The organism is Bradyrhizobium sp. Ash2021 (assembly GCF_031202265.1).
Classification (GTDB): Bacteria; Pseudomonadota; Alphaproteobacteria; order Rhizobiales; family Xanthobacteraceae; genus Bradyrhizobium.
Genome location: NZ_CP100605.1, coordinates 110638 through 136263, shown reverse-complemented (window position 1 = coordinate 136263; position 25626 = coordinate 110638). Strand labels below are relative to the sequence as shown.

Sequence of the window (25626 nt, the reverse complement as noted above, 5' to 3'; positions counted from 1 at the left end):
CGATCGAAGATGTTGAAAACGGCGAAGACTACTGTGCTCGCAAGCGGATTTTGGCGCCTTAAAGCGCCGAGATGGCACATGGGCGCCTTGTGGGTGTCCGACCCGCGCGCCGGAACGGTTTACCGCATTGATCTGGACGGCAAGGTCACGGTCGTCGCCGACGTGCCCAGCCGGCCGTTCGGTCTCGGCTTCTTGCCCGACGGCGACTTGCTGGTCGCCTCGATGACCCAGAGGTTGATACTGAACTTGCGCGGCGCGAAGGCGACGATCCATGCCGACCTGGCTGACGCTGCGGTCGGATATCTGAGGGACATGGCTGTCGCCCGGGATGGAAACGCCTACGTGACTTCATTCGATGCCGACGCGGCGGGTCCGGACTGCTTCGCGTCGGCCCGGGTCCTCCTGGCGACGCCGGACGGCAAGATCCGGTCGGTTGCCGAGAATATGGCTCATCCGAACGGACTGGCGATCACAAGCACTCATGAAGTGCTGGTCGCGGAGACGCTCGGCAATCGGGTCCTCGCTTTCCAGATCGGGAACGACGGCGCGCTGCTGCATCGAAGGGTGTTCGCAAATTTCGAAAGGATGAGCCCGGTCGGCATCTGCGCGGACTCGGAGGGAGCGGTCTGGGCGGCCGCCGCCCGACAGCCGCTGTTTGTCCGTGTGCTGCAAGGTGGACGCGTTACGCATCGCGTCCACGTACCGGGCCGCCAGGCGGTCGCGTGTCAATTGGGCGGGCGGGACGGCCGAACGCTCTTTTGTCTGACGGTCGCTGCCGATCTAGGGGATTATCCCAATCGCCAACAGACGGCACGCGTTGAGACGACGTTTGTCGATGTTCCGGGAGCCGCGAGTTCCATACGGCTCGCGGAGATCGCCCCTCATTAGCGTTCCGAACCGACGTCGGCATTTGCCGCCGTCCGAACGGCGCAAAGGCCAATACGATGGTCACAGAAAAGCAATTGCCGGCAATCGGTCCTTCGCCCTATCTCACGGGGTTGTTGTGCCGCTGCCCGCGCTGCGGCAAGGGAAAGCTCTTTGACGGATTCCTGACGCTGAAACCCGATTGCGAATCGTGCGGCCTCGATTTCACCTTTGCGGATGCCGGCGACGGTCCCGCCATATTCGTCATCATGATCGCCGGCGCCATCGTCGTCGGCGCGGCCCTCATAACTGAGGTCAAGTATCAGCCGCCGTACTGGGTCCACGCGGCGCTCTGGCTCCCGCTGATCCTGATCGTGACGCTTTGGCCGCTACGAGGGCTGAAAAGCCTGCTTATCTCGCTGCAGTATCATCACAAGGCATCGCAAGCGAAACTCATCCCGCGAGTTAAAGAATAACCCATCTATGTTTCGGACCGCCATTCGATTCAACGGCCGTCGTTCGCTAAATTCGCTGCTGATATGGTGGGCTCGGTAATTGCGAATGACGGCAGTACTGGTCTCCTGGAAACGGTTGCTAACGCGCGGCCCAACGTCTTGATCGGCGTTTCGGGGCAACGTGGAGCCTTCAACGAGGACGTCGTCCGCAAAATGGCGGCGGGAGCTCGGCGGCCGGTCATTTTTCCACTGTCGAAATCCGACTTCTTGCAGCGAGGCGGCGCCAGCCGATATTCTCGCCTGGACCGACGGACGTGGCGTTATTGGGGTGGGCAGCCCGTTTCCGCCAATGACGCGGGACTGCCGGCCGTTCCGGACTGACCAGGTGAACAATTCTTACATTTCTCCCGGTGGCGGCCTCGGGGCCATAGCATCCAAGGCAACGCGGATAAGTGACGCCATGTTCATGGCTGCCGCCAAAGCCCTCGCGGAAATCTCCCTGAGGACAAAGCTTTCGGATGGAAACATTTTGCCGCCTGTTTCGGCCCTTTAAGAAATGTCGCCTTCCAGGTTGCGAGAGCGGTTGGATTGACAGCCATCGAAGAAGGACTCGCTCCCGACGTTGGCGAGGCTGCGCTTGCGCGCAGGATCGATGACAAAATGTGGACGCCGGCACATGCGTCGTATGCGCGTTCTCGCTGAGACCGCTGCTAAATCGAGACGTAAATTCCAGTTCATCGGCAAGGGATCGATTTCGCCGGATTGCATCCAAGTGATCGTCTGTCATGCGGCCTCGGGCGTCAGCGCCGCGAGCTCAACATGCTCCCCCGCGTCCGCGTTCATGTATAAAATCCCCAGGCCGACCAGGACGTCCGGCCACATCGTCCCGGATCCCCACGTCAGAAATGCGGCCAGAATGATCGCAGCGTTCATGATCGCATGACTTCGAACGTTCGAACTCGAATCCGCCGGGTGCACGGACATGCCTCGTCTCAGCATCATCAGGCAAGCGATATTAGTAAGCAGGAGCACGGCTCCAATCGTAGCCATTGGTGCTGCAGAAGGAACTTCGGCACCGTAATAGTTCGCCGCGATCATCCAGAACATGAAACACGCCGGGACGAGAATCATGGTTCTTGAGAAACGGGCAAATGCTTCGCGGCTCGGCAGGCTCCAATTCAGCCTCGGCCACATCAGGACGCTCACGGAAGCCCCTTCAAGGAACACGATGCTGTCCGAGAAAAAAGCGACGGACCTGACTTCGACGGCCAACACGCATTCAAGGCAGAAAAAAAGGAGATACGCCGCAGCGAGCCGCGGAAATGGAATCAGGGAGGTTTCCTGCTTGGTTTCCTTGGTTTCGCCCATGTCGGATGGACCTTAGGGTGCGCTCGTTCGGTAGCGACGGGGCGGATGATACTACGAAGCAGAGGTTCAAGCGAGCCTTTGCTCGATGTTCACCTTGCCGGCAAGTATCCCACGCGACAGTCCTCTACCGCCTCATTCGAAGCCGGGAGCCTTCATTGCCCAGATTGCCGCAATGAATAGAGCCTTCGCCCGTGGCAGTATGGTCATCGTCATGGCAAAAGCCGTCAACGGCCATACCGGCATGCTTACCAAAAGCGGCCACTGAAAATTCGTTTCGGTAAACAAGGCCATAGGCACCACGACGTGACCCACGATGCCGATGGTCAACCACGCCGGCCCATCGTCAGCATGGATTTGACCGAAGCTTTCACCGCACACCGAGCACCTGTCGACCTGATGCAAATAGCTTTTGAAGAACTTGCCGCCGCCGCACGCGGGACACCTTCCGGATACCGCGCGAACGATCGCCGGCCAGACGCGTATGGGCAGATGCGAATCGCTTACGGACATTCGGTTGGTCCTGGTCTGAAGGTGATCGGGCAAGCTGCCCGATCGCCAAGGTTACGTTTTGGCGTCTCGGATCAGCCAGACTGGGGCCGCTCCTATGCGGACATTGCAACGGCCATGACATCCGCCTGAACGACACTTTCAAATTTGGCGAAATTGTCCTTGAACATCTGCACGAGCTTTCGGGCGGCGACGTCGAACGCCTCCTTGTCACTCCATGTCTCCCGCGGCTTCAAGATGCGGCTGTCGACCCCCTTGACGGCTACAGGTACCTGGAAGCCGAAATGCTTGTCGATGTAGAATTCGCCATCGTTGAGCATGCCGTTGAGCGCGGCCGTCAGCAGGGTGCGGGTGACATTGATGGGCATCCTCTGTCCCACGCCATATTTTCCGCCTGTCCAGCCGGTGTTAACCAGCCAGCAGTTCACGTTGTGCTTCGCAATCAGGGAACGCAATAGATTTCCGTAAACCGAGGGATGACGGGGCATGAACGGCGCACCGAAGCAGGTCGAAAAGGTAGCCTCGGGTTCAATCACGCCCTTTTCCGTTCCGGCAACCTTGGCGGTATATCCCGACAAAAAGTGAAACATGGCTTCCGCCGCTGTCAGCTTGGCGATAGGCGGCATCACCCCGAACGCGTCGGCGGTCAACATGACGAGATTTTTCGGATGTCCTGCGCGCCCGTTTTTCGAAGCATTGGGTATGAAATGCATCGGATAGGCCGCGCGCGTGTTTTCCGTCTTTGAGCCGTCGTCGAAATCGCAAACACGGGTGATCGGATCGAAAACGACGTTTTCCAGGACAGTCCCGAAGCGCTGCGTGGTGGCATATATGGCCGGCTCGGCCTCAGGGCTCAGTTTGATCGCCTTGGCGTAGCAGCCGCCCTCGAAATTGAAGATGCCTTTGGGGCCCCACCCGTGTTCGTCGTCACCGACCAGCGTCCGACCGGGGTCGGCGGAGAGCGTCGTTTTTCCGGTCCCCGACAGGCCGAAGAAGATCGCGGCATCGCCTTTTGGCCCGACGTTTGCGGAACAATGCATCGGCATGACGGCCTGGGCGGGAAGAAAGTAGTTCATGGTCGTGAAGACGGCCTTCTTGATCTCTCCCGCATACGAACTTCCCCCGATGAGGACGATCTTTTTGGTAAAATCGATCGCAATCACCGTGTCGCTTCGGACGCCGTGGCGCTTAGGGTCCGCCTTGAACGTCGGGCAACAGTAGATCGTGAGCTCCGGAACGAAGGTCGCAAGCTCGCTTCGGTTCGGCCTGAGTAACAGTGTGCGGATGAACAGCGAGTGCCAGGCGAGTTGGGTGAAGACGCGCGTCCGCACTCCGAATTCCGCGTCGGCGCCAGCGCGAAGATCCTGGGCGTACAACGTCTTGCCGTGCGAGTGCGCGATGAAGTCCTGGTACAAACGCGCGAATTGCGCTGGCGTCATCTTGCCGTTGTTTTCCCACCAGACGGTCGCGTCCGTCAGGTCGTCGCAAACGATATACTTGTCCTTCGGACTGCGTCCGGTATGTACGCCGGTCTCGGCGCAGAGCGCGCCGCCGGACGTGAGTTGAGCTTCGCCGCCGGCAAGGGCGCGTTCGTAAAGTTCCGGCTCCAACAAATTCCAATTGACCGCCTCAAGATCCGTGAAGCTGAATTTATCTGCCCCGTATTCCGGATTGCGGATACCCTGTTCCAACATTCATTTTCTCCCTAGCTAGAATGTGATTGCAAAGTGAAAATTTCCAGCTCTAAGTATGGGTGTTGGAACTTGCTCTCAGACGTGCACCACCACGTCCGAAAAGCCGTCAACGTCATCCGTCCTTCCGCCTCGGCGATGCAGCACCCACGCTGCCTTAGATGCCAAGCCCCCATGACCGTGCTGCACGTAGTCGAGGCCAGGCCCGGCTTCGAGCACTGGACATTGCGCTGCACCAAGTGCGGAAACATCCAAGAGGCTCAGGTTCAAGCCGATCCGCTAGACTCCGAGGCGATGCGATGGATCAGCAGCGCCGAACTTCTCCCACCGGAGTGATCGTTTAGGAGGTCGATCATGTTGATTGCGGGTACCGACGAAGCCGGCCATGCATTCCAATTTGAAGCCGGCCGGGTATTCCGATCGGAAGCCGGCCACCCTTGGCGTCAATCGCATGGGTCGATTTGATGATGTCGTTGAGGGATAAGAAGGTCAAGTGGCCGGTTGACCTGGAGCGGATTGCTTTTGCTTTCTGAGGCTCTCTCCTTTGAGGTCGATGCGGTAAGCGTTGTGGACGAGGCGATCGAGGATTGCGTCGGCGATGGTGGGATTTCCGATAATTTCGTACCAGCGATCGACGGGCAGCTGGCTGGTGACGATGATCGAACGAGCTTCATATCGGTCCTCGACGATCTCGAGCAGATCGCGGCGCTGATCGGCGTCGAGAGGCTCCGGTCCCCAGTCATCAAGAATGAGCAGATCGAGGCGAGCGATAGCACGCAGCATCTTGGTATAGCGGCCATCGGCGCGACCGAGTGCAAGGGCCGCGAAGAGACGTGGCACGCGATGGTACGCAACTGAGAAGTCGTCTCGACAAGCCTTGTTGCCGAGGGCGCAAGCGAGCCAGCTCTTGCCGACGCCGCATGGCCCGGTGACGAGGAGATTATGCCGTGCCCGGATCCAGTCGCCAGCAGCGAGTTTTAGAAATCGCGGTCGAGGCCGCGGATAGCGCGGTAATCGACATCCTCGACGCAGGCGGCATGACGGAGCTTGGCGGCTCGAGCTCTGCTTTCGAACCGCTTTTGCTGGCGCAGCGTTTTCTCGTGTTCCAGGAGCAAAGCCAGCCATTCGGCGTGTTCGAGGCTACGCGCTTCGGGTTGGGTATCGAGGTCCTTGAAGCCTTTGGCCATACCGTGGAGACCGAGGCAATGCAGCAGGTCGAGGGTGGGATGGGTCAGCATGCTGGATAATCCTTTCAATGGAAGTAACCGGGGCCGCGCAGATTGGGATGTTCGATGATCGCGTCCTCGGTATCGCGAGAACTGCGTTCGAGCTTGTTGGCGATGATCGAGGCGATGCTCTTGTCAGTGCGCTGACCGCGACGGCGCGGGCCGCGATCAGCTCGGCGCGTTCGGGATCAACATCCTTGAACAGCCGAAGCACGCCGAGACAGGTCCGGAATCCCTGTTCGGGATGGGGCCGATTGGCCAGGATGGCGAGGACGAGCCCCTCGGTGTTGGGCCCGATCGATCGCCCCCAGCGCCGGAATCGATCGGGAGTCCACTCGGCGTAACGCCGATGCGCACTGGGCATGTGATCGGGATCCGTGCCGTGCCGGCGGCCGCCATAACGGCGCTGGTGAGCAGCAACACGCAAACCCCGATGGAATAGCTCGATGGTCCGGGTGGTGGCGCGAACGTCGACCTGCTCCCGGATCAGGCCGTGCGGAACCGAGTAGAAGAAGCCGTCGACCTCGACATGATAATCGAGCGAGACGCGGGCCAGGAGCCATTCCGCGAACTGATAGTCGGCATCCGGCAACGACGCCAGGACAGGCATCTCGACGGTCTCGAACAATTGCCGGCGGCTGACGCCAAGCCGGCGCATGACGTGCGCGTTGATGCGCTCCAGCGCGGCGGCGATTGCCGCGTTCGCCTCAGCCAACGAGAAGAAGGTCTGCCGGCGAAGCCGCCCGAGGATGTAGGTCTGGGCAAAACGCACTCCGGCTTCCACTTTTGCCTTATCCCGGGGCTTTCGTGGCCGTGCCGGAAGGATGCCGACGCCGTAATGGGACGCCATCATCCCGTAGCTGCGATTGATTTCAGGGTCGTAGAACGAGGCCCTGTGGACGCCGGATTTCAGATTGTCGGGAACCACAAGCCGCGGCACCCCGCCAAAAAAGCGGAACATGCGGACATGGGCCTCGATCCAGTCCGCCAGTTTCTGCGTCCAGGTCGCCTCGGCGTAAGTGTAATTGGAGGCGCCAAGGACGGCGACGAAGATCTCCGCTTCACGCACAACCCCGGTTGCGCGATCGACAATCATGATTTTCTTGCCGGAGTAATCGACAAATACCTTGTCGCCGGCCGGATGGTCCTGCCGCATGGTCGGCGACAGGCGCCGCTCGAACTCCCGGAACAGATCGCAGAAACGGCTGTAGCCATAACCTGACGGGTGAATCGCGCGATACTCTTCCCACAGCACCATCAGATTGACGCCGGGCCGCTTGAGTTCGCAGGCGAGCGAGCCCCAATCTGGCTCGGCTCGCCGGCGGAACCCGCGCTTGACGCCGGCATGGGCGAACAGACGTTGTTCAAGAACGGCGTCCGTGAGGTCGCCAGCCAAAGGCCAGGCAAGCCCGGCCACTGCCGCCCGCTTGAGATTGTCCTGGATCGTGCTACGCGCCACCCCGAGCGTGCGTCCGATCTCCCGGGCGCTCACCCCGTCACGGGCAAGCCGTAACATTTGTCGTATCTGTCGCATGGTCAGTTCTCTCTTGGCCGGCATCCGATTTCCCCCGTTGATCAACGAGGGACTTGATGCCTGAGGGACTGACCCAAACGAAAACGCCGCCTTCTCAGAAACCTGGCCGGAAGTTGATCGGAATGCCGGCCGGCTTCATTTCGGAATGGTGGCCGGCTTCAAATCGGAACGGTGGCCGGCTTCACGTCGGAATACCCGGCCGGAATAAATCGGAATCCGCATGTTGATTGCAGAAAGGTTTGACAGTCGGACCTTTGCCAACATGGATGTCGCACTGGAAAGGGCCTGTCAGCATTTGCCGAAGGGCACCGATAGTCATGCGGCGCGTCGTTACATCGCGCGCAGGATTATCAAACGCGCGGCGTGTGGAGATCGAACTCTCGGCGGTCTAACCGAAGCCGGGCGATTGGCTGCATCGGAGCTAACGTCAAACAAGGTTGCCTAGCTTCGCACAGGCGTTACTTAGGCGCCTGCAATTCAGCCGATCCCAACCACCTAACGATCCGAACCGCCGTTTCTATTTCATGCAGCTTTCGCTCGATCAGTCCTCGCTGCTGTTCTTGGCTTGTCTTTTTCAGTTGCTCTTCGAGCCGCGCTTTTTCGGCGGAAAAAGGTTCATCGAACTTATGGGGGATAGAGCGTTTACGGTGCATCGCTCTCTCCTACGTGGGTTGGGCGGGAGCGCGAAGGGTCTCTCAGCCACCGGCGCACGGGTCCCTTTGGCCGGTAATACTCAGTTAACGAACGAGTTGTTGGTGCGGTTCAACGGGAACCGGCAATCTCATGGTTCTTGTTCGCGCTCGCGATATCGGGGGCCACGACCAGGAACCCGAGAGCCATGAATGGCGACCGAAGCACGTCGCCCGCCGGTAGAAGCGTCATTGCGCGCCTCGCGTCTCGCGAAGCCCCGCAGCCTCCAACCGTAAATTCACCGAAGTAAAGAAGGCTTCGGTTCCGAACGCGGGACGCGAAGATGCGATCGGCTCCGGCTACCGGATTTCCAGTTGCTTGATCGCCATAGCCGAAATCTGTGCGGGGTCTTTGATGCCGGTTTGCGCGATCTTGATGATCTTCTTCGCGATCATTTCCGTTAGGGGATCATCGCGATCCTTGACGCAGAGGATATGCAACGCTTCCTCGTAAGCCTCTGTTATGCAGCTAATCTCTTTCGGCCCCAAAGTGCAGTGCTGCAGTAGTCGATAGATTGCCATTTCTCACCCTCCCCAAGCCCATGCAGACGACAACATTACTACCACGGGGAACCCCGTTCACGGTCGGAGAACTACGGAACAGTCGGCGAAGAGGATCGATCCCGCGCCATGAGGACGGCGAGGTGGCGACTTACTGAACCGCCATCGCGCTGCCTGCTATTACCCCGCCTGAGATACCTCGGATTTTCCGAACTTTCCTCGTTGCGTTGATGCAGCGCCGCATGGAACTATCGAGTTCCCGACGCCTTGGTTCCGGTCAACCTTGGAGCCGAAGGTCCGGTCACCCCAGAGCCGGAAGGTAATGCGTCGCTCCCCGTCTATCGTGCCGCATGGCGCCGATCGCGACACTTATCTGGTGCCGAACGATTTTGGCAGACTGGGGCGCGCTTGGTGCGAGACAGACGAGGAAGGCACTGACCGCGAGACGCTCATCCGCCGTCTCCTGGAAGACCAATTTAGCCATCCCGTCCGCATCATCGCCTTCAACACCGCCGAGGGCTGGTCGCGCAATGTAACGGTCGATAGAGCCGACGAGCTGCGGCGGCGCTTTGCCGAGTACGATGAAGTCCCGCGCTCCGTGCAGGAGTTCTTGGAGACGGCTGTCCGGCGCTGATTTCGGGTTCGCAATCGCGGCGCCGGATGCCGATTTTTCCCGGATGCGTTCATTTGAGTTTTGCCTGCCCATCAAGGGCAGTGCGGTCTATGAAGATCGGATCGAACCGCGTTGATGTCGCGCAAGGAGCTACTGCTTCGCAGTGCAACATCAGGTGCGAGTGCCGCCCGTAGTTGTACGGGGCACGAAGTAAGCCCCGTGCCATTGCATGTTGTCGATCTTTGGCGTCAACTTCATGTTGCATTTAATGACGATTTATTTTTCAGAAGGAGAATTTGCCAAAGCGCGAGCATGATGAGCCGGAATGGCAGGCCGCTATCGAAGTGCTGATGCTCGTGGTTGATCTTGGGGGCCCGACGATGTTCGCGCCGCATCGGCGTGTGCGTGCGCTCAACCGACGTCAGCAACCGGTCGCTAAGCCGCGAAGGACGCACGCGAAGGCGTACCGGATCGTCGGTTAACCAAAGCGCGCTGTCCCGAAGAGGAGCATCGAAATTGGCATTCGTATTGCAGAAGGTTTCTTAGCTGGAAGATTGAGCTTTGTAATCGGTAGGGGCTCGGACTGATGAGACAGCAACAGAGCGACAAGGCGTCGTCGCCTCCGTCCAGATTTTTGGTTCGCCAGGGCTCCAAGGGCTGGATGGTTTACGATCGGGAACGTAAGGGGCCCTCAATGGTTGGGACCAATCCGGCGGTCAATCTGACGAAAGAGCAAGCCGAAACCATCTACCGGACGCAGATGGCCGAGTGGAAAGTCAAGCATTCAACTTGAGCAGCCGTCATTAGGCGGCCCTGTGGTGGCGCTGATTGCCATTATGCTCCGCTGCACCGCCTCGGCGCGAGTGGGTCAAACAGAGCGGCCCCACCGCGCTCTTGAACTTGGCAGGGCCGCCTGGTCCTCCGGGCCGGGGCTGGGGGGCCGGATAGCTCGGCGGGCCGTTCACACTATCCCGGCGGCGGGCAGAAGGTGAGCGGCTCAAAAGAGGTACTCAAGCGTCCTGGGCGGACAAAGGCCGGAAGCGCCGGATTTGCCGCCACCCGACAGGCGGCCAACCGTGCGTGAACTATACCTGTAGACCATCGCCCGAAATCCGAAGTGGAGTGACTCAACGAAACCGGGGCGCGAGGCTTCATCATCGAGGGCGTGAAGTTACTGAAACCCAAGACGCTTCGAACGGATTTCAAACGAGCAAGTCAGCGATAGGTGCTAAATGAGACATTGTGTGATGGTTCGAGCCCATGGAAAAGAACTAGATCGCTTGCGCGGAGACGCCTCGCGTATTGCGCGCGATCAGAAATCAGATTGGTGGGTGGAGACAACTGAGAATGGAACAGCGTTCTGCTTTGAGCACTCAAACGCGAAAACCGCATTCAGTGCTGTGTGCGCAAAAGATAATATTCAGTACACAGCAGGCTAAACCACCTACAGGCGGCTGTCCTCGGATCGGAACTTGGCGGCATTCTCAACGACCCGCCGCCAATCACGCCGCCGCGCATGTTCGGCCGCCAGCGCTTTACGGGCCTGCACGTCCCAGATGATCTTGTCGATCTCAGCGCCATCCAGCGTCCGCTTGATGCGCAACACAATGGACAACGCCGTCACAACATCACCATAGGGCATCAGCAAATCGCGTGCTGCCGACAGCGCAGTGCGAGATAAACGTGTCGATTGCTTGCTCACTGCGGCAGGTGAGCAAGGCCATTCTTTCCCGTCAAACGTGAAAGCAAATTCCGCTGACAGGCAAGATCGATCAGCTGCTTTGGTTTATAAGGAAAGGAAAGATTCCACATCGGAACTTAAGAACGATGCGATCCGCTGTTTGAAAGCGTGATGCCAGTTCTCTAATCGTTTCCCATGTAGCTCTTTCCGATGGCGTCATCGCTTCTCCGGAGACGCCTTTGCATTTGGCGCCTATCGCTTCTCCACCAAATTCCGGAAGCGACTCGGTCCAAACGTCCAATGTGTCGACCACAAGTCCTTTGATCTTCCTTTGATACTCGAAAAGGAATGATCGATGATCGCAATGGATGCGGATCGGTCTCTTCTTGGTGAGGTGACAATGTTCAAGATGCGCATTTGGCTTTCTTCCGAGGGACTGGCATGAAATCGATCGGTCGGGCTCACCGGACCGAGACGAAGATCGCCACATCGACATTGCCGCGGATCGCTTTGGAGTACGGGCAGATGGCGTGAGCACCCCGGACGAGCCGTTCAGCGGTCTGTCGGTCGATGCCAGCAATGCCTACAGCAAGTGCGGCGGCCAACACGAAGCCTCCTGTTTCATTTCGACCAAGGTCGATCCTGGCGGCGACGCCGATATCGTTATCGGCAAAGCGGTGGCCGGCATCCCGGCTCACATGGAGGAGTGCGTTCTCAAAGCAGGCGGCATAACCGCCGGCGAAGAGTTGTTCGGGATTGGTCGCATCGCCCCTTCCGCCAAGCGTCCGGGGTAGTGCGAGCTTGAGGTCGAGCAGACCGTCTTCGCTGCGGATTGAACCGTGACGGCCGCCGCTCGCCGTGACTTTTGTGGAATATAGACTGGACATGGCACATACGCCTTCTTCGCTTGGATTCGCAAATTTTGAGACCGTCGTCGCGGACTGTCGCCGCGACATGTCGGCGACCAGTCCGTGCACGAGGATCCACACCTGCTAGGCGGGCTGTCCGGCGGCTTCCAGGATCAACCGGGTGATCTCGTCGGGGTGCGATATCAGCGAAAGGTGGCTCGCGTTGACCTCGATCGTCTTCGCGCCCATGCGCTTGGCCATGAAGCGTTCGAGATCGGGATTGATGGTCCGGTCCTCGGTCGAAACGGCATAGAAACTCGGCTTCGACCGCCAGGCCGCATGCGTCGTCTTGCCCGCGAGCAGAGCCTTCTGGAACGGCTCCTGGACCGCATAGAGGACCTTCGCCTTCGCTTCCGGCAGGTCGCCCGCGAAATCGCGCAGAAACGCAGCCTCGCTGAGACGTCCTTCGTCGCCGTCGAAGACAATCCCGGCGGACGCCGGTGGCGTCGGAAATGTCTTGGCCAACGCCGCGTAATCCTCGCCCGCATCCGGCGCCCGCGCCGCCACATAGACAAGCGCCGACACGTTCGGATGCATGCCGGCCTCGGTCACGATCATTCCGGAGAAGGAGTGCCCGACCAGGACCGTCGGACCATCCTGCCGCGCCAGCACGCGCTCGGCCGAGGCTACCGCTTCCGGCAGCGTCGTCAGGGGGTTTTGCACAGACGCGGCATTGAGCCCCGCTGCCTGCAATCGTGCAATCACCTCGGACCAGCTTGACCCGTCGGCGAACAGCCCGTGCACAAGGACGACGTTGCGGGCCTTCGGCGCGGGCTGCGCGGCGGCGGCGCCGCCCTGCAAAAGAGTGCTTGCCGCCCCCGCAGCCACCATGCCCACGAAGGTGCGTCGATTCATTGGATTCCTCTGCCGAAGATCGTTTTGGTTATTCATCGAAGTTCTCCTTCGTAAGGTTGGAGTTGGCTACGAGTTGGCTAGATAGACCTCCCCGTCGTCCTGGTAGCATTCGGCTCCTTGGTCGAAGGCAGTTGCTTCGCACTGCGTCTTGCTCGTAAAGCTGCAGTCTGCGCCGCCATGATTATGCAACAGGCAATAGCCGCGCTGTGGAGCCGCCGTCTCAGCTGCTAACCCGTCATTGCAATCAAAGTAGCCAAAGAAACCGCTAATCGCTGTCGCCGCAGCTGTCTTGTTGATTTCGCTCATCTTATTTCTCTGACGTTCGATCGTCTCTTCGTCCAGTCAGGCGCGCTGACAGATATTGATCACTCTTGTCGGGGACAAATCGGCAAAGTAGTTCCGACCGAGCCCAGGCTGCAGCTAACAGGCCCACGCGAAACAGCAACTTCGTCATTATGTTGCTTCGGTGAACCCCGCGAGAGAGGAGTCGCATCCAGAACGAAGCCAACGCCGCGGACAATGCGGATCATGGGCGCCTCATTTGCCCCGTCGACCTTGCGACGCAACAGGCCCATATGAACATCGACAAGGTTCGTTTTAGGAACGAATTTATAGTGCCATACCTCTTTCAAGAGGGCCGCCCGCGTCAGCAATTTGTCACTCCGTTGCATCATGTACTTGAGCAACTGAAATTCGCGCGGCCGAAGATCGATGTGACGGTCGCCACGCTTCGCAGCCCTATCGATGAGATCGAGCTCCAACGGTCCCACGCGCAGCACCGTATCGTTCAGCAGGGCCAGCAGCCGGGCCAAAGCCTCTCCGCTTGATCCCAATTCAACTATCGCGAGCAGCTCGTCACGTCGCGGGGACGATCCGCGCAACCGATCAACCATCTTCTCGAGGTTGCTCGACACTCGCGAATGAATGATATCGGCCAGAAGCTTCGCCATTTCATTCCGCAACGTTGGCGGTATTCGTTTGCCCGGAACAAAGCTCCGATGCGGTTCAGGCATGGTTGATGAATTTGGCGAGCGCGTTGATCGCCGCCGCTCCGAAGTCCTTGGATCGGTATCGGCGAACGCCGGTTGCACGCGATCGAGTGTGTCGCAGCTACTGTTGTGAGTTGTCATCGCAATATCCCTTCCACCTGTGCGGGTTCGCCATGGCCGTCATGCTCCAAGTAATGGATCGCTTTGGTATCCGTGGGGCGCCGAAAACCCCGCTGCTTTCTGTCTCTTCGATATGTCCTTCTGTCTCGTGCATGTCGTCGCTCTCTCAGGTGGGAGGCATTGAACAAATCTGATTGAAGCGTCGCGCAATCTCGCGACGTAAGCGAGTTTAACGTTGTAAGATTGTGTTAGTCGTGCTGCTGAGGCGCGCGTCTTGGGCGACGCATCGACTCCAAAGGGGGCTTCAGCTGGATGAGGTCCATTGATCCACGTCGATCAAATGAGCGTGGCGATGGACGCGTCGATTCTCAAATATCGAATCGATTACGAAGTATGATCAGCTGAACGATCAAATCGCTCTGGGGGGTGAAATAGAAGGCGAGCACCAGCGGATCCGGCAGGCCGCGCTTGTCATAGTTGCCATCGACATTGGCCGTCGCGATGAAGTTCCCATAGTGGTTGATCACCTTGGTTACGCTCATCGTCAGACTCTCGCCGATGATATCGCGCTTCGCCCACTCTCTGATGGCCGGCTTTCCCCAGTAGTCCCGTAACTGATCATTGACGAGAGCGTCCTCGGCGAAAGTGGCCAGCAATCGCTCGAGATCGAAGCTGTTGGTTGCTTCAACGTAGGCGGCCACCAGGGGTGGGAGGGCGACGGGAGCGTTCGGCGGAACGGAGGATTTCATCATGGTGTCGGGTTCGAAAGATGCTGGGCAATTTGCACGCGACGAGCATGCCCGATGGCCGACGGCTTGGCCCGTTTGATTACGTTAGAAAATGTTAGAAGGGCGGAGGGATCCCGGTTCCGCCGGGGCTCCAGGCGGGAAAGAATGGTGCGGTGGTCGTCGGCTTGGCGTGGAACGGCTAAAATGGTTATTGCAAATCCTCAAGGAGCGCGCGTGCCAGCTTGAGATCCGCGGTTTCAAATCCTTCGGTGAAGCGGCTGTACACGAGAGCCAGCGCATGCCGGGCCTGATCGCGCTGGCTGTCTTCGGAAAGCATGTCTGCCAAGACCATCGTCGACCTCAGCTCCCAGGCGAGCGCAGATTGCGCGCGTGCAACAGCGAGCGCTTCGGTCAGGCAGTTCATGGCTGATTCACGGTCACGTCGTGCCGCGAGAATCTGCGATTTAATCCGGAGCAGTTCGGACAAGTTAAATTCCACTCCACTATTTGTCGCGCGCGCAATGGCTCCATTGATCGTAAAAAGCGCCTCCTCGAATTGCCCGGTCTTGCGCAGGCCTTCCGCCGACGCGCCGATGAAGCCCGGGATCAGGAGATTGAACTGTTGAGCGCGCAGGGTCTCCAGCGCGCTCCGTAGCAAATCGAGACCGGCTTCCGGCTCTTCGCGGGTAACGGCGAGTTCGCCCTTCAGCGCGATGCCAAGAGCACGGTACGGTGCAAGTGAGTGTCGTCCGGCGTGTACGATCAGCTGCTCGATGAGGTCGCCGGCTCCTAGCAAATCACCGGTCCACAGTAACAACGTCGAGGCATAAACCAGCGAAATGCAGATCGGAACTGGGCGATCTCGGCTCGCCGCTTCATCGATGACCCTCTGCACGATTCTAAGCGCCTGGTCGGAGAAGCCACGCAGCCACAAGGTGCGGGCGAGGAGGACGAGCGTGCTGGCGCGATGATTAAAACCGAAGAAGTTTTCGTTGAAGGTACCAAGCTCGGCCGCGAGCGCCATGCCGCGCTCAAGATGGAGTTGTGCCACGGCTTGATTGCCCAGATAGTGGTGATCAAAGCCCACCCACCACTCCGTCAAGACGGTGCCGACCGGGTGCTTGGCAGCCTGCGCGATGACGCCGGCCTGTTCCGCAACCGCCAGGGCGCCGCGGATGTCACCAAGCCGCGTGAACAATAGGTTCAGACCGGCGAGAAGGCGGAGTTGGCGTGCACGGTCCTGGAAGGCTTCCGCCAGCGCAAGTCCACGCTCGATTGCGGCGCGAACCTGGTCGCTGTGACCCCTGGTGAACATCGACGACATCGCCAGGGCTTCCTGAAGAATCATCTCCTGGCTGGTGCCACGGCTGGCGTCGTCGAGAGCGGCCAGCGCCCGTTCACACCAACCCCTGCATTCCCCGAGCAGCGACAGTCCGATGAACAGGGGCGCCGCCCAGGTGGCGAGTTCGATGCCGACCGCGACATCGCCATGGTCCGACAGCGCCCATCCGAGCGCCGCCCGCACGTTGCCGATATGCGGGGCGTATCCCGAAAGACCATGTTCGCCGAACAATGACTGGACGATCTCGTCGTGTTCGAGAAACTTGGAATAATAGATCGCATGGCGCCGGGCGATGCGATCCGCTTCGCCACGCTCTGCGAGTTTGACAGCGGCGTAGGCGCGCGTGGTGTCGAGTAGCCGATAATATGTCGATTCGTTGATGACGGTCGTGGATATCAAGGACTTTGCAACCAGGCTCGCGACCGCGTCGATAATCTCCGCCTCGTCTACCTCCGTCTCCGATGCAACAGAGCCAGCGGCCTGAAGCGTGAAGTTCCCGACAAAGACTGACAGCCGGCACAGGACCACCTTCTCGCGCTCCGAAAGCAGGCTGTAACTCCAGTCGAGCATCGCGTTCAGCGTCTCGTGCCGCGGCAGCGCGGTGCGACGGCTCTGCCAGAGCAAGCTGAAGCGGTTGTCGAGCAGGTCCGCGGTTCCACGAATCCCAAGGGAGCCGATGCGACTGGCCGCGAGCTCGACGGCAAGTGCCACTCCGTCAAGCCGGCGGCAGATCCGGGCTACGATTGGCGCATCGATATCGCTCAGCGCGGCGCCATAGCCGCTCGCCGCCGCCCGCTCCATGAAAAACTGGGCGGCGGGATACCGGAGCGCCTCCATGGCAGTCAGGCCGGCATCCTCGGGGGGACAATCAAGTGAATTCAATAGGTGGACATGTTCACCCTCCACCCGGAGGGCTTCGCGGCTGGTCGCCAGGATGTGCGCTTGTGGCGCCTCGCTGACGACGCGTTCGGCCAGTGCTGCCGCAACGCCGATCACATGCTCGCAATTGTCGAGCACGAGGAGAATCTTCCTGTCCCCAATAAAGGCCAGCAGACCAACGAGCGGGTCCTGCGTTTGCACCATGAACCCGAGTGCCGACGCGACCGCTGTCGGCACGAGTTGGGGATCGGTCAGCGCAGCCAGATCGATGAAGAAGACCGCGCCATGGAATCCATCAGCCAGCGCATGAGCGACAGAGATTGCTACGGTGGTTTTGCCGATACCGCCAGGACCGACGATGCTGACGAAGCGCCCCACCTGAAGTTGCTCCGCCAACGCTCGAACAGTGTCATCGCGGCCGACCATCCGCGCTGGTCGCGGCGGCAGCTTTTGAACTCGTTCTGCGGTGGTGATCCCGGTGACCGGAACCGTTTGCTTGGCGCTCGAGCGTGTGACTGGCGCAACAAAACAGTAACCGCGACCGGCAATATTGGATATGTAGCGAGCGCCGTCTCGCCCGTCACCAAGCGCCTTCCGAAGGGCAGCCATTTGGAAGCGGAGGTTGGCTTCCTCCACCGTCACATCTGGCCACACCGTTGAGATTAGCTCCTTGTGGGTGACAACTTCCCCGGCCCGCTCGGCGAGTGCGATCAGGATGTCGAGCGCGCGGCCACCGAGCGGTATCGGCTCTTCAGCCTTCTTGAGCAGCCTCTCGGCCGCAAACAGGCTGAACGGGCCAAAAGAAAGCACGTCCTTGGGCTGTGAGTTGCGGCGATCATTCATACGCGTCGTCCGCGCTCTTACATCCGGAACCGGACATTTGTGTAAAGCGGAGGTCTTACCTGGAAGCACCGATGCTTCCTTGTGCCGAACGCAGTCGCGCATTTTAGCGCGCAACCAACATCGCTTCAATGCGACGAAACCACAGGGAACCGCCAACGGTTAAAATGGCTATCGCAAATCCTCGAGCAGCGCGCGCGCCAGCTTGAGATCTGCGGTGTCGAATCCTTCCGTGAAGCGGTCGTAGACGGGGGCGAGCGTATGCCGGGCCTGAACGCACTGGCCATCTTCGCAGAGCAAGCGGGCCAAGGCCATCGTCGACCTCAGCTCCCAGGCGAGCGCAGATTGCGCGCGTGCGACAGCGAGCGCTTCGGTCAGGCAGTTCATGGCTGATTCACGGTCATGTTGCGCCGCGAGTATCTGCGATTTAATCCGGAGCAATTCGGACAAGTCAAATTCCACCCCACTATTTGTCGCGCGCGCAATGCCTCCATTGATCATGAACAGCGCCTCCTCGAATTGCCCGGTCTTGCGCAGGCCTTCCGCCAACGCCCCGATGAAGCGCGTGATCTGAAGATTGTACTGTTGAGCGCGCAGGGTCTCCAGCGCGCTCCGTAGCAAATCGATACCGGCTTCCGGCTCATCGCGGGCGATGGCAAGTTCGCCCTTCAGCGCGATACCGAGAGCATGGTACGGTGCAAGCGAGTATCGCCCGGCGTGTACGATCAGCTGTTCGATGAGGTCGCCGGCTCCTGGCAAATCACCGGCCCACAGTAACAACGCCGAGGCATAACCCAGCGAAAAGCAGACCGAAACTGGATGACCTCGGCTCGCCGCTTCACCTATGGCACTTTTCATGATTCTAAGCGCCTGATCGGAGAAGCCACGCAGCCACAAGGCGCGGGCGAGGTAGACGGTCGCGATGCTGCGATAATCAAAGACGAAGAAGTTGGGGTTGAAGGTACCAACCTCGACCGCGAGTGCCAAGCCGCGCTCACAATGGAGTTGTGCTTCGACCTGGTTACCCAGAAAGTGGTGAGCACCGCCTACCCAACACTCCGCCCAGACGGTGCCGGCCGGGTGCCTGGCAGCCTGCGCGATGACGCCGCCCTGTTCCGCAACCGCCAGGGCGCCGCGAATGTCGCCAAGCCGCACTAAAAATAGGTTCAGACCGGCGAGAAGGCGCAATTGGCGTGCCCGGTCCCGGAAAGCTTCCGCCAGCGCAAGTCCGCGCTCGATTGCCGCACGAACCTGATCGGTGTGACCCCTGGTGTACATCGACGACATCGCCAGGGCTTCCTGAAGAATCATCTCCTGTCGGGTACCACGGCTGGTGTCGTTGAGCGCGGACAGCGTCCGTTCACACCAACCCCTGCATTCTTCGAACAGCGACAAGCCGAAGAACAAGGGCGCCGTCCAGGTGGCGAGTTCGATGCCGACTGCGACATCGCCATGGTCCGACAGCGCCCATCCGAGCGCCGCCCGCACGTTGCCGATATGCGGAGCGTATCGCGAAAAATCATGTTCGCCGAACAGTGACTGGACGATCTCGTCGTGTTCGAAGAACTCGGAATAATAGATCGCATGGCGCCGGGCGATGCGATGCGCTTCGTCACGCTCTGCGAGTTTGGCAGCGGCATAGGCGCGCGTGGTGTCGAGCAGCCGGTAGTATGTCGAGTCGTTGATGACCGTCGTGGATACCAGGGACTTCGCAACCAGGCTCGCGACCGCGTCGATAACCTCCGCCTCGTCTACGTCCGTCTCCGATGCAACAGAGCCAGCGGCCTGACGCGTGAAGTCCCCGACAAAGACTGACAGCCGGCACAGGACCAGCTTCTCGCGCTCCGAAAGCAGGCTGTAACTCCAGTCGAGCATCGCGTTCAGCGTCTCGTGCCGCGGCAGCGCGGTGCGACGGCTCTGCCAGAGCAAGCTGAAGCGGTTGTCGAGCAGCTCCGCGGTTCCACGAATCCCAAGGGAGCCGGCGTGACTGGCCGCGAGCTCGATGGCAAGTGCGATCCCGTCAAGCCGGCGGCAGCTCCGGGCGACAATCGGCGCATCGATATCGCTCAGCGCGGCGCCATAGCCGCTCGCCGCCGCCCGCTCCATGAAGAGCTGGACAGCGGGGTACTGGAGCGCCTCCATGGCCGTCAGGCCGGCATCTTCGGGCGGACAGTCAAGTGAATACAACAAGTGGACATGTTCACCGTCTACCCGGAGCGCTTCGCGGCTGGTCGTCAGGATGTGCGCTTGTGGTGCCTCGCTGACAACGCGTTCGGCCAGTGCCGCCGCAACGGCGATCACGTGCTCGCAATTGTCGAGCACGAGCAGGATCTTCCTGTCGCCGATAAAGGCCAGCAGACCAACGACCGGGTCCCGGGTTTGCACCATGAACCCGAGCGCCGATGCGATCGCAGTCGGCACGAGTTGCGGATCGGTCAGCGCAGCCAGATCGATGAAGACCGCGTCATGGAATCCGTCAACCAGCGCATGAGCGACAGAGATTGCCACGGTCGTCTTTCCGATGCCGCCGGGACCGACGATGCTGACGAAGCGCCACATCTGGATTTGCTCCGCCAAGGATCGAACGGTCTCATCACGGCCGACCATCCGCGCCGGTCGCGGCGGCAGCTTTTGAACTCGTTCTGTGGTGGCGATCGCGGTGACCGGAACCGGTTGCTTGGCGCTCGAGCGTGTGACTGGCGCAACAAAACAATAACCCCGACCGACAATATTGGATATGTAGCGAGCGCCGTCTCGCCCGTCACCAAGCGCCTTCCGAAGGGCAGCCATTTGAAAGCGGAGGTTGGCTTCCTCCACTGTCACATCCGGCCACACCGTCGAGATTAGCTCCTTGTGCGTGACAACTTCTCCGGCCCGCTCCGCGAGTGCGATCAGGAGGTCGAGCGCGCGGCCGCCGAGCGGTATCGGCTCGTCCCCCTTCTTGAGCAGCCTCTCGGCCGTAATCAGGCTGAACGGTCCAAACGATATTGCGTTTCTGGCCTCCGTCGCCGGTTCCATCATGGCGTCATCTTCGTAGCCGCCTGATCACCTGGTTTCGATTTTAGGCCAATGGCCGGTTCCGCACAATCACAATGGCTACTGTCGTTATTGGCCACCAACCCCGGCTCGACAAGGTCCGCGAGTTGCTATGGTATCGTGGCCGCCAGCGTGCTGCGGAGGGGCTAAAATGGCTATCGCAGATCGTCAAGGATCGCGCGCGCCAGCTTGAGATCTGCGGTGTCGAATCCTTCGGTGAAGCGGTCGTACACGAGGACCAGCGCATGCCGGGCATGATCGCGCTGGCCGTCTTCGCCGAGCATGCGGGCCAAGACCATCGTCGACCTCAGCTCCCAGGCGAGCGCAGATTGGGCGCGTGCGACAGCGAGCGCTTCGGTCAGGCAGTTCATCGCTGATTCACGGTCATGTTGCGCCGCGAGTATCTGCGATTTAATCCGGAGCAATTCGGACAAGTCAAATTCCACCCCACTATTCGTCGCGCGCGCAATGGCTCCATTGATGGTGAACAGCGCCTCCTCAAATTGCCCGGTCTTACGCAGGCCTTCCGCCAACGCACCGATGAAGCCCGTGACCAGGAGATTGAACTGTTGAGCGTGCAAGATCTCCAGCGCGCTCCGTAGCAAATCGATACCGGCTTCCGGCTCATCGCGGGCGATGGCAAGTTCGCCTTTCAGCGCGATGCCGAGAACACGGTATGGTGCAAGCGAGTATCGTCCGGCGTGTACGATCAGCTGCTCGATGAGTTCGCCGGCTCCTGGCAAATCACCGGTCCACAGCAACAACATCGAGACATAGGCCAGCGAAACGCTGACAGAAACTGGGTGACCTCGGCTTGCCGCTTCATTGATGGCCTTTTGCACGATTCCAAGCGCTTGATCGGAGAAGCCACGCAGCCACAAGGTGCGGGCAAGGCCGACGAGCGCGAAGATGCGCGGATCAAAACCGAGGAGGTGGGCGTTGGAAGTACCGAGCTCAATCTCGAGTGCCATGCCGCGCTCAAAATGCAGCTTTGCGACGGCTTGGTCGCCTATAAAGTGGTGAGTATTGCCCACTCCCCATTCCGCCCAGACGGTACCGAACGGGTGCTTGGCGGCCTGCGCGATGACGCCGCCCTTTTCCGAGACCGGCAGGGCGCCGCGGATGTCGCCGAGTCGTGTGAGAAAAATGTTCAGACCGGCGAGAAGGCGCAGTTGGCGTGCACGGTCCCGAAAAGCTTCCGCCAGCGCAAGTCCACGCTCGTATTCGGCGCGAATCTGATTGGTGTGACCCCCGGTGAACATCGACGACATCGCCAGGGCTTCCTGAAGGATCATCTCCTGTCGGGTGCCGCGGCTGGCGTCGTCGAGAGTGGCCAGCGCCCGTTCACACCAACCCCTGCATTCCTCGAGCAGCGACAGTCCGAAGAACAGCGGCGCGGCCCAGGTGGCGAGCTCGATGCCGACCGGGGCATCGCCATGGTTCGATAGCGCCCATCCGAGCGCCGCCCGCACGTTGCTGATATGCGGAGCATATCCCGAAAGATCATGTTCGCCGAACAATGACTGGATGATCTCGTCGTGTTCGAGAAACCTGGAATAGAAAATCGCGTGGCGCCGGGCGATGCGATGCGCTTCGTCACGCTCTGCGAGTTTGGCAGCGGCGTAGGTGCGCGTGGTGTCGAGCAGCCGGTAGTATGTCGAGTCGTTGATGACCGTCGTGGATACCAGGGACTTCGCAACCAGGCTCGCGACCGCGTCGATAACCTCCGCCTCGTCCGCCTCCGATGCAACAGAGCCAGCGGCCTGACGCGTGAAGTCCCCGACAAAGACTGACAGCCGGCACAGGACCAGCTTCTCGCGCTCCGAAAGCAGGCTGTAGCTCCAGTCAAGCATCGCGTTCAGCGTCTCGTGCCGCGGCAGCGCGGTGCGACGGCTCTGCCAGAGCAAGCTGAAGCGGTTGTCGAGCAGCTCCGCGGTTCCACGAATCCCAAGGGAGCCGGCGTGACTGGCCGCGAGCTCGATGGCAAGTGCGATCCCGTCAAGCCGGCGGCAGCTCCGGGCGACAATCGGCGCATCGATATCGCTCAGCGCGGCGCCATAGCCGCTCGCCGCCGCCCGCTCCATGAAGAGCTGGACAGCGGGGTACTGGAGCGCCTCCATGGCCGTCAGGCCGGCATCTTCGGGCGGACAGTCAAGTGAATACAACAAGTGGACATGTTCACCGTCTACCCGGAGCGCTTCGCGGCTGGTCGTCAGGATGTGCGCTTGTGGTGCCTCGCTGACAACGCGTTCGGCCAGTGCCGCCGCAACGGCGATCACGTGCTCGCAATTGTCGAGCACGAGCAGGATCTTCCTGTCGCCGATAAAGGCCAGCAGACCAACGACCGGGTCCCGGGTTTGCACCATGAACCCGAGCGCCGATGCGATCGCAGTCGGCACGAGTTGCGGATCGGTCAGCGCAGCCAGATCGATGAAGACCGCGTCATGGAATCCGTCAACCAGCGCATGAGCGACAGAGATTGCCACGGTCGTCTTTCCGATGCCGCCGGGACCGACGATGCTGACGAAGCGCCACATCTGGATTTGCTCCGCCAAGGATCGAACGGTCTCATCACGGCCGACCATCCGCGCCGGTCGCGGCGGCAGCTTTTGAACTCGTTCTGTGGTGGCGATCGCGGTGACCGGAACCGGTTGCTTGGCGCTCGAGCGTGTGACTGGCGCAACAAAACAATAACCCCGACCGGCAATATTGGATATGTAGCGAGCGCCGTCTCGCCCGTCACCAAGCGCCTTCCGAAGGGCGGCCATTTGAAAGCGGAGGTTGGCTTCCTCCACCGTCACATCCGGCCACACCGTCGAGATTAGCTCCTTGTGAGTGACAACTTCTCCGGCCCGCTCCGCGAGTGCGATCAGGAGGTCGAGCGCGCGGCCGCCGAGCGGTATCGGCTCGTCCCCCTTCTTGAGCAGCCTCTCGGCCACAAACAGGCTGAACGGGCCAAACGATATTACATTTCTGGTCGCAGTGGCCTGTTCCATCATGGCGTCATCTTTCGTAGCCGCCTGACCACCGGGTTTGGATTTAAGCCAATGACCGGTTCCGCCCAATCACGATGGAGACTGTCGTTATTGGATACCAACCTCAGCCCGACAAGCTCTGCGAACTGCTGCTGGCGACAACAAACGGCATCTTACAACAGCTAACAAGCGTTTCCCACGGTCTCTACGTAAATTCCTTCGGTAGGCGGCGGATGGCGGCCGAGCCAAAGCTCGGACCACCGCAGTCGTTAAAGAGTCAACCAATACACGGAACATCAGGGAGAAATCAGATGGCTGTTACACCTGACTACGTTCGTGAAGTATTTAAAGGTTTGGAGAACGGCGACGGAGCCGCCTTTTTCACACACGTCGCCGACGACGTCGATTGGACCGTGATGGGCACTCATCCGCTCGCCGGTCGCTATCGCAGCAAGGCAGACTTTATTGCCGGTACCTTTACGAAACTGGGCTGCGTGCTTCCGCAGGGAACTCAGCTCCATCTGGAATATCTCATCGTCAAAGGCGACCAGGCAGTGGTCGAGCTTCATTCCTTAGCGACGGCACGGAACGGCATGAGATTCGACAACCGTTACTGTTGGATCCTTTTTTTCAAGGCCGACAAGATCGTGCGCGTTCGAGCTTATCTCGACTCGGCTCTGGTCGCCGAACTTTTCAAAGAGAATCCGGTCGCTGCCTAATTGATACGCCGGCGCAAAAGCTCGGTTCCGGGGTTTGCTAAAACGGCGCCGCCCGGCGGTCGAGAACACGCGAAGCGTCTTCGCGTTTCAGCTGATTTGAAACGCTCCGCGATCGAGGACAACGCCAATGCTGAACACCATATTGGGCGCACTCCTTCCGATGGTCGTTACTTTCTTGCTCGGCTTCATAGCGGCATGGCGTCGCGATCTTGGGCGGAACGATGCCTCGATCCTGAATCGGATGGTCTTGCTTTATGCCGTCCCGCTGACGCTTTTTGCCGGAACCGTTACGACGTCGCGCGCGGCACTCAGTCAGGACATCCCGCTGGTCATCGCTTTGTGCCTCGCCATCATTGGCCTCTACGGTGTGGTCTTTCTGTTCCACCGTATCATCTTTCGCTTCCCAACAAGCATCAGCGCCCTGTACGCGCTGACGGCTTCCGCGCCAGCAGTACCCTTCGTCGGTCCAGCCGTCCTCGGCGATCTGTTCGGAGGGCTTAGCGCCATTCCGATCGCGATAGCCAGTCTCGTCATCAACCTCACCGTCGTGCCAGTCACGATTCTTCTTCTCACACTGGATACGGCCGGGAAAGGTCCACAGGGAACGAGCTTGGCCGCGCAGGACAAAGAGCATTTGGCATCACCCGTAGCCAAACTCGCGGAAACCGTCAAACAGCCGATGGTTTGGGCGCCGGTTCTCGCTTTCGTGGTCGTGCTGAGTGGGCTCCACGTTCCTCAGCTCATCGTCCACTCGCTTTTCCTCCTGGGAAACGCCTCTGGGGGCGTCGCCCTGTTTGCCAGCGGCATCGTGCTCGCATCCGGCAGAATCAAAGCCAGTTCGCACGTCTTATTGCTCGTATTCCTGAAGAACATCCTGCAGCCCGCCCTCGTCTTGGGTGGATTGCGATGGGTCGGCTACGGCGAACCCACTGTCAGTGAGGCGGTGCTGGCGATGGCGATTCCAACCATGCCGATAGTGATCATGTTCGCCCTGCAATACCGCGTCGCGCAGGAGGAGGCAGCTTCCGCCGTATTCCTCAGCGTCATCGGCTCGATTGTTACGATGGGGATTTTCATCGCCCTGACTTCCTAAAGACGCCAGCCTG

22 protein-coding genes and 4 pseudogenes are annotated in these 25626 nt (G+C 59.9%); 9 read left to right on the top strand and 17 right to left on the bottom strand.

The annotated features are described in order from the left end of the window. Nucleotides 1-9 precede the first annotated feature (9 nt). The 4 genes and pseudogenes from NL528_RS45560 to NL528_RS45545 all read left to right on the top strand — a co-directional run bounded on the left by NL528_RS45560 (nucleotide 10) and on the right by NL528_RS45545 (nucleotide 1872). The gene (locus NL528_RS45560; RefSeq protein ID WP_309185788.1) at nucleotides 10-888 is read left to right on the top strand and encodes an SMP-30/gluconolactonase/LRE family protein; all 879 of its coding nucleotides are present in this window, start codon (nucleotides 10-12) and stop codon (nucleotides 886-888) included. Nucleotides 889-944: 56 nt separating this feature from the next. Next, complete coding sequence (locus tag NL528_RS45555) at nucleotides 945-1340, top strand: DUF983 domain-containing protein (protein ID WP_309185609.1); 396 nt, start codon at nucleotides 945-947, stop codon at nucleotides 1338-1340. A 63-nt stretch (nucleotides 1341-1403) separates the two neighbouring features. Further along, nucleotides 1404-1517 (top strand): annotated as a pseudogene (locus tag NL528_RS47445) (malic enzyme-like NAD(P)-binding protein); the annotation flags it as partial. Continuing rightward, nucleotides 1501-1872, top strand: a complete 372-nt coding sequence (locus tag NL528_RS45545) for a malic enzyme-like NAD(P)-binding protein (RefSeq protein ID WP_375144130.1) — start codon at nucleotides 1501-1503, stop codon at nucleotides 1870-1872. The pseudogene NL528_RS47445 and the gene NL528_RS45545, both read left to right, overlap by 17 nt. A 230-nt stretch (nucleotides 1873-2102) precedes the next feature. Here the strand turns inward: NL528_RS45545 and NL528_RS45540 are convergent, their stop codons facing one another. The 5 genes and pseudogenes from NL528_RS45540 to istA all read right to left on the bottom strand — a co-directional run bounded on the left by NL528_RS45540 (nucleotide 2103) and on the right by istA (nucleotide 7645). After that, a complete protein-coding gene (locus NL528_RS45540; RefSeq protein WP_309185606.1) occupies nucleotides 2103-2687 on the bottom strand; it encodes a hypothetical protein in 585 nt (194 codons plus the stop codon). 132 nt (nucleotides 2688-2819) lie between these two features. Next, nucleotides 2820-3197 (bottom strand): DUF983 domain-containing protein, encoded by a 378-nt coding sequence (locus NL528_RS45535; protein WP_309185604.1) that lies wholly within the window; start codon nucleotides 3195-3197, stop codon nucleotides 2820-2822. Nucleotides 3198-3289: 92 nt separating this feature from the next. Beyond that, a complete protein-coding gene (locus tag NL528_RS45530) occupies nucleotides 3290-4888 on the bottom strand; it encodes a phosphoenolpyruvate carboxykinase (RefSeq protein WP_309185787.1) in 1599 nt (532 codons plus the stop codon). 486 nt (nucleotides 4889-5374) lie between these two features. Continuing rightward, nucleotides 5375-6123 (bottom strand): annotated as a pseudogene (gene istB, locus NL528_RS45525) (IS21-like element helper ATPase IstB). 14 nt (nucleotides 6124-6137) lie between these two features. Continuing rightward, nucleotides 6138-7645, bottom strand: a pseudogene (istA, locus tag NL528_RS45520) (IS21 family transposase). A 220-nt stretch (nucleotides 7646-7865) separates the two neighbouring features. On the opposite strand from istA, the gene NL528_RS45515 reads away from it, so the two are divergent. Beyond that, nucleotides 7866-8090, top strand: coding sequence for a hypothetical protein (locus NL528_RS45515; protein ID WP_309185785.1), 225 nt, complete (start codon nucleotides 7866-7868; stop codon nucleotides 8088-8090). A gap of 13 nt (nucleotides 8091-8103) precedes the next feature. Here NL528_RS45515 and NL528_RS45510 read toward each other — a convergent pair whose 3' ends face one another. Beyond that, nucleotides 8104-8298 (bottom strand): hypothetical protein, encoded by a 195-nt coding sequence (locus NL528_RS45510; RefSeq protein ID WP_309185783.1) that lies wholly within the window; start codon nucleotides 8296-8298, stop codon nucleotides 8104-8106. Nucleotides 8299-8634: 336 nt separating this feature from the next. Continuing rightward, a complete protein-coding gene (locus NL528_RS45505) occupies nucleotides 8635-8856 on the bottom strand; it encodes a hypothetical protein (RefSeq protein WP_309185782.1) in 222 nt (73 codons plus the stop codon). A 301-nt stretch (nucleotides 8857-9157) separates the two neighbouring features. On the opposite strand from NL528_RS45505, the gene NL528_RS45500 reads away from it, so the two are divergent. Further along, nucleotides 9158-9469, top strand: a complete 312-nt coding sequence (locus NL528_RS45500; protein WP_309185780.1) for a hypothetical protein — start codon at nucleotides 9158-9160, stop codon at nucleotides 9467-9469. 1423 nt (nucleotides 9470-10892) lie between these two features. Here the strand turns inward: NL528_RS45500 and NL528_RS45495 are convergent. The 9 genes from NL528_RS45495 to NL528_RS45455 form a co-directional block, all read right to left on the bottom strand. Beyond that, a complete protein-coding gene (locus tag NL528_RS45495; RefSeq protein WP_309185779.1) occupies nucleotides 10893-11096 on the bottom strand; it encodes a hypothetical protein in 204 nt (67 codons plus the stop codon). Between the two features lie 494 nt (nucleotides 11097-11590). Then, nucleotides 11591-12016, bottom strand: coding sequence for an organic hydroperoxide resistance protein (locus NL528_RS45490; protein WP_309185777.1), 426 nt, complete (start codon nucleotides 12014-12016; stop codon nucleotides 11591-11593). A gap of 105 nt (nucleotides 12017-12121) precedes the next feature. Continuing rightward, nucleotides 12122-12892 carry an alpha/beta hydrolase gene (locus NL528_RS45485; protein ID WP_309185776.1) on the bottom strand — a complete coding sequence of 257 codons (771 nt, stop codon included), beginning with the start codon at nucleotides 12890-12892 and terminating at the stop codon, nucleotides 12122-12124. Nucleotides 12893-12958: 66 nt separating this feature from the next. After that, entirely contained in the window at nucleotides 12959-13198 is a 240-nt protein-coding gene (locus NL528_RS45480) for a hypothetical protein (protein WP_309185775.1), read from the bottom strand. Between the two features lie 59 nt (nucleotides 13199-13257). Continuing rightward, complete coding sequence (locus NL528_RS45475) at nucleotides 13258-14022, bottom strand: winged helix-turn-helix domain-containing protein (protein ID WP_309185773.1); 765 nt, start codon at nucleotides 14020-14022, stop codon at nucleotides 13258-13260. Between the two features lie 347 nt (nucleotides 14023-14369). Continuing rightward, a complete protein-coding gene (locus tag NL528_RS45470) occupies nucleotides 14370-14753 on the bottom strand; it encodes a hypothetical protein (protein WP_309185772.1) in 384 nt (127 codons plus the stop codon). Between the two features lie 184 nt (nucleotides 14754-14937). Continuing rightward, entirely contained in the window at nucleotides 14938-17793 is a 2856-nt protein-coding gene (locus NL528_RS45465) for a winged helix-turn-helix domain-containing protein (RefSeq protein ID WP_309185771.1), read from the bottom strand. A 168-nt stretch (nucleotides 17794-17961) separates the two neighbouring features. After that, nucleotides 17962-20808: a winged helix-turn-helix domain-containing protein gene (locus NL528_RS45460; protein ID WP_309185860.1), complete on the bottom strand. Its 2847-nt coding sequence runs from the start codon at nucleotides 20806-20808 to the stop codon at nucleotides 17962-17964. A gap of 173 nt (nucleotides 20809-20981) precedes the next feature. Further along, the gene (locus tag NL528_RS45455; RefSeq protein WP_309185769.1) at nucleotides 20982-23225 is read right to left on the bottom strand and encodes a transcriptional regulator; all 2244 of its coding nucleotides are present in this window, start codon (nucleotides 23223-23225) and stop codon (nucleotides 20982-20984) included. Nucleotides 23226-23270: 45 nt separating this feature from the next. On the opposite strand from NL528_RS45455, the gene NL528_RS45450 reads away from it, so the two are divergent. Beyond that, nucleotides 23271-23651 carry a hypothetical protein gene (locus NL528_RS45450; RefSeq protein ID WP_309185768.1) on the top strand — a complete coding sequence of 127 codons (381 nt, stop codon included), beginning with the start codon at nucleotides 23271-23273 and terminating at the stop codon, nucleotides 23649-23651. On the opposite strand, the pseudogene NL528_RS47440 reads toward NL528_RS45450, so the two are convergent. Continuing rightward, nucleotides 23571-23822 (bottom strand): annotated as a pseudogene (locus tag NL528_RS47440) (transcriptional regulator); the annotation flags it as partial. The gene NL528_RS45450 and the pseudogene NL528_RS47440 overlap by 81 nt on opposite strands. Nucleotides 23823-24112: 290 nt before the next feature. Between NL528_RS47440 and NL528_RS45445 the strand changes: the two are divergent. Next, nucleotides 24113-24520, top strand: a complete 408-nt coding sequence (locus tag NL528_RS45445) for a nuclear transport factor 2 family protein (RefSeq protein ID WP_309185767.1) — start codon at nucleotides 24113-24115, stop codon at nucleotides 24518-24520. A 127-nt stretch (nucleotides 24521-24647) separates the two neighbouring features. Then, nucleotides 24648-25613 carry an AEC family transporter gene (locus tag NL528_RS45440; protein WP_309185765.1) on the top strand — a complete coding sequence of 322 codons (966 nt, stop codon included), beginning with the start codon at nucleotides 24648-24650 and terminating at the stop codon, nucleotides 25611-25613. Nucleotides 25614-25626: the final 13 nt, after the last annotated feature.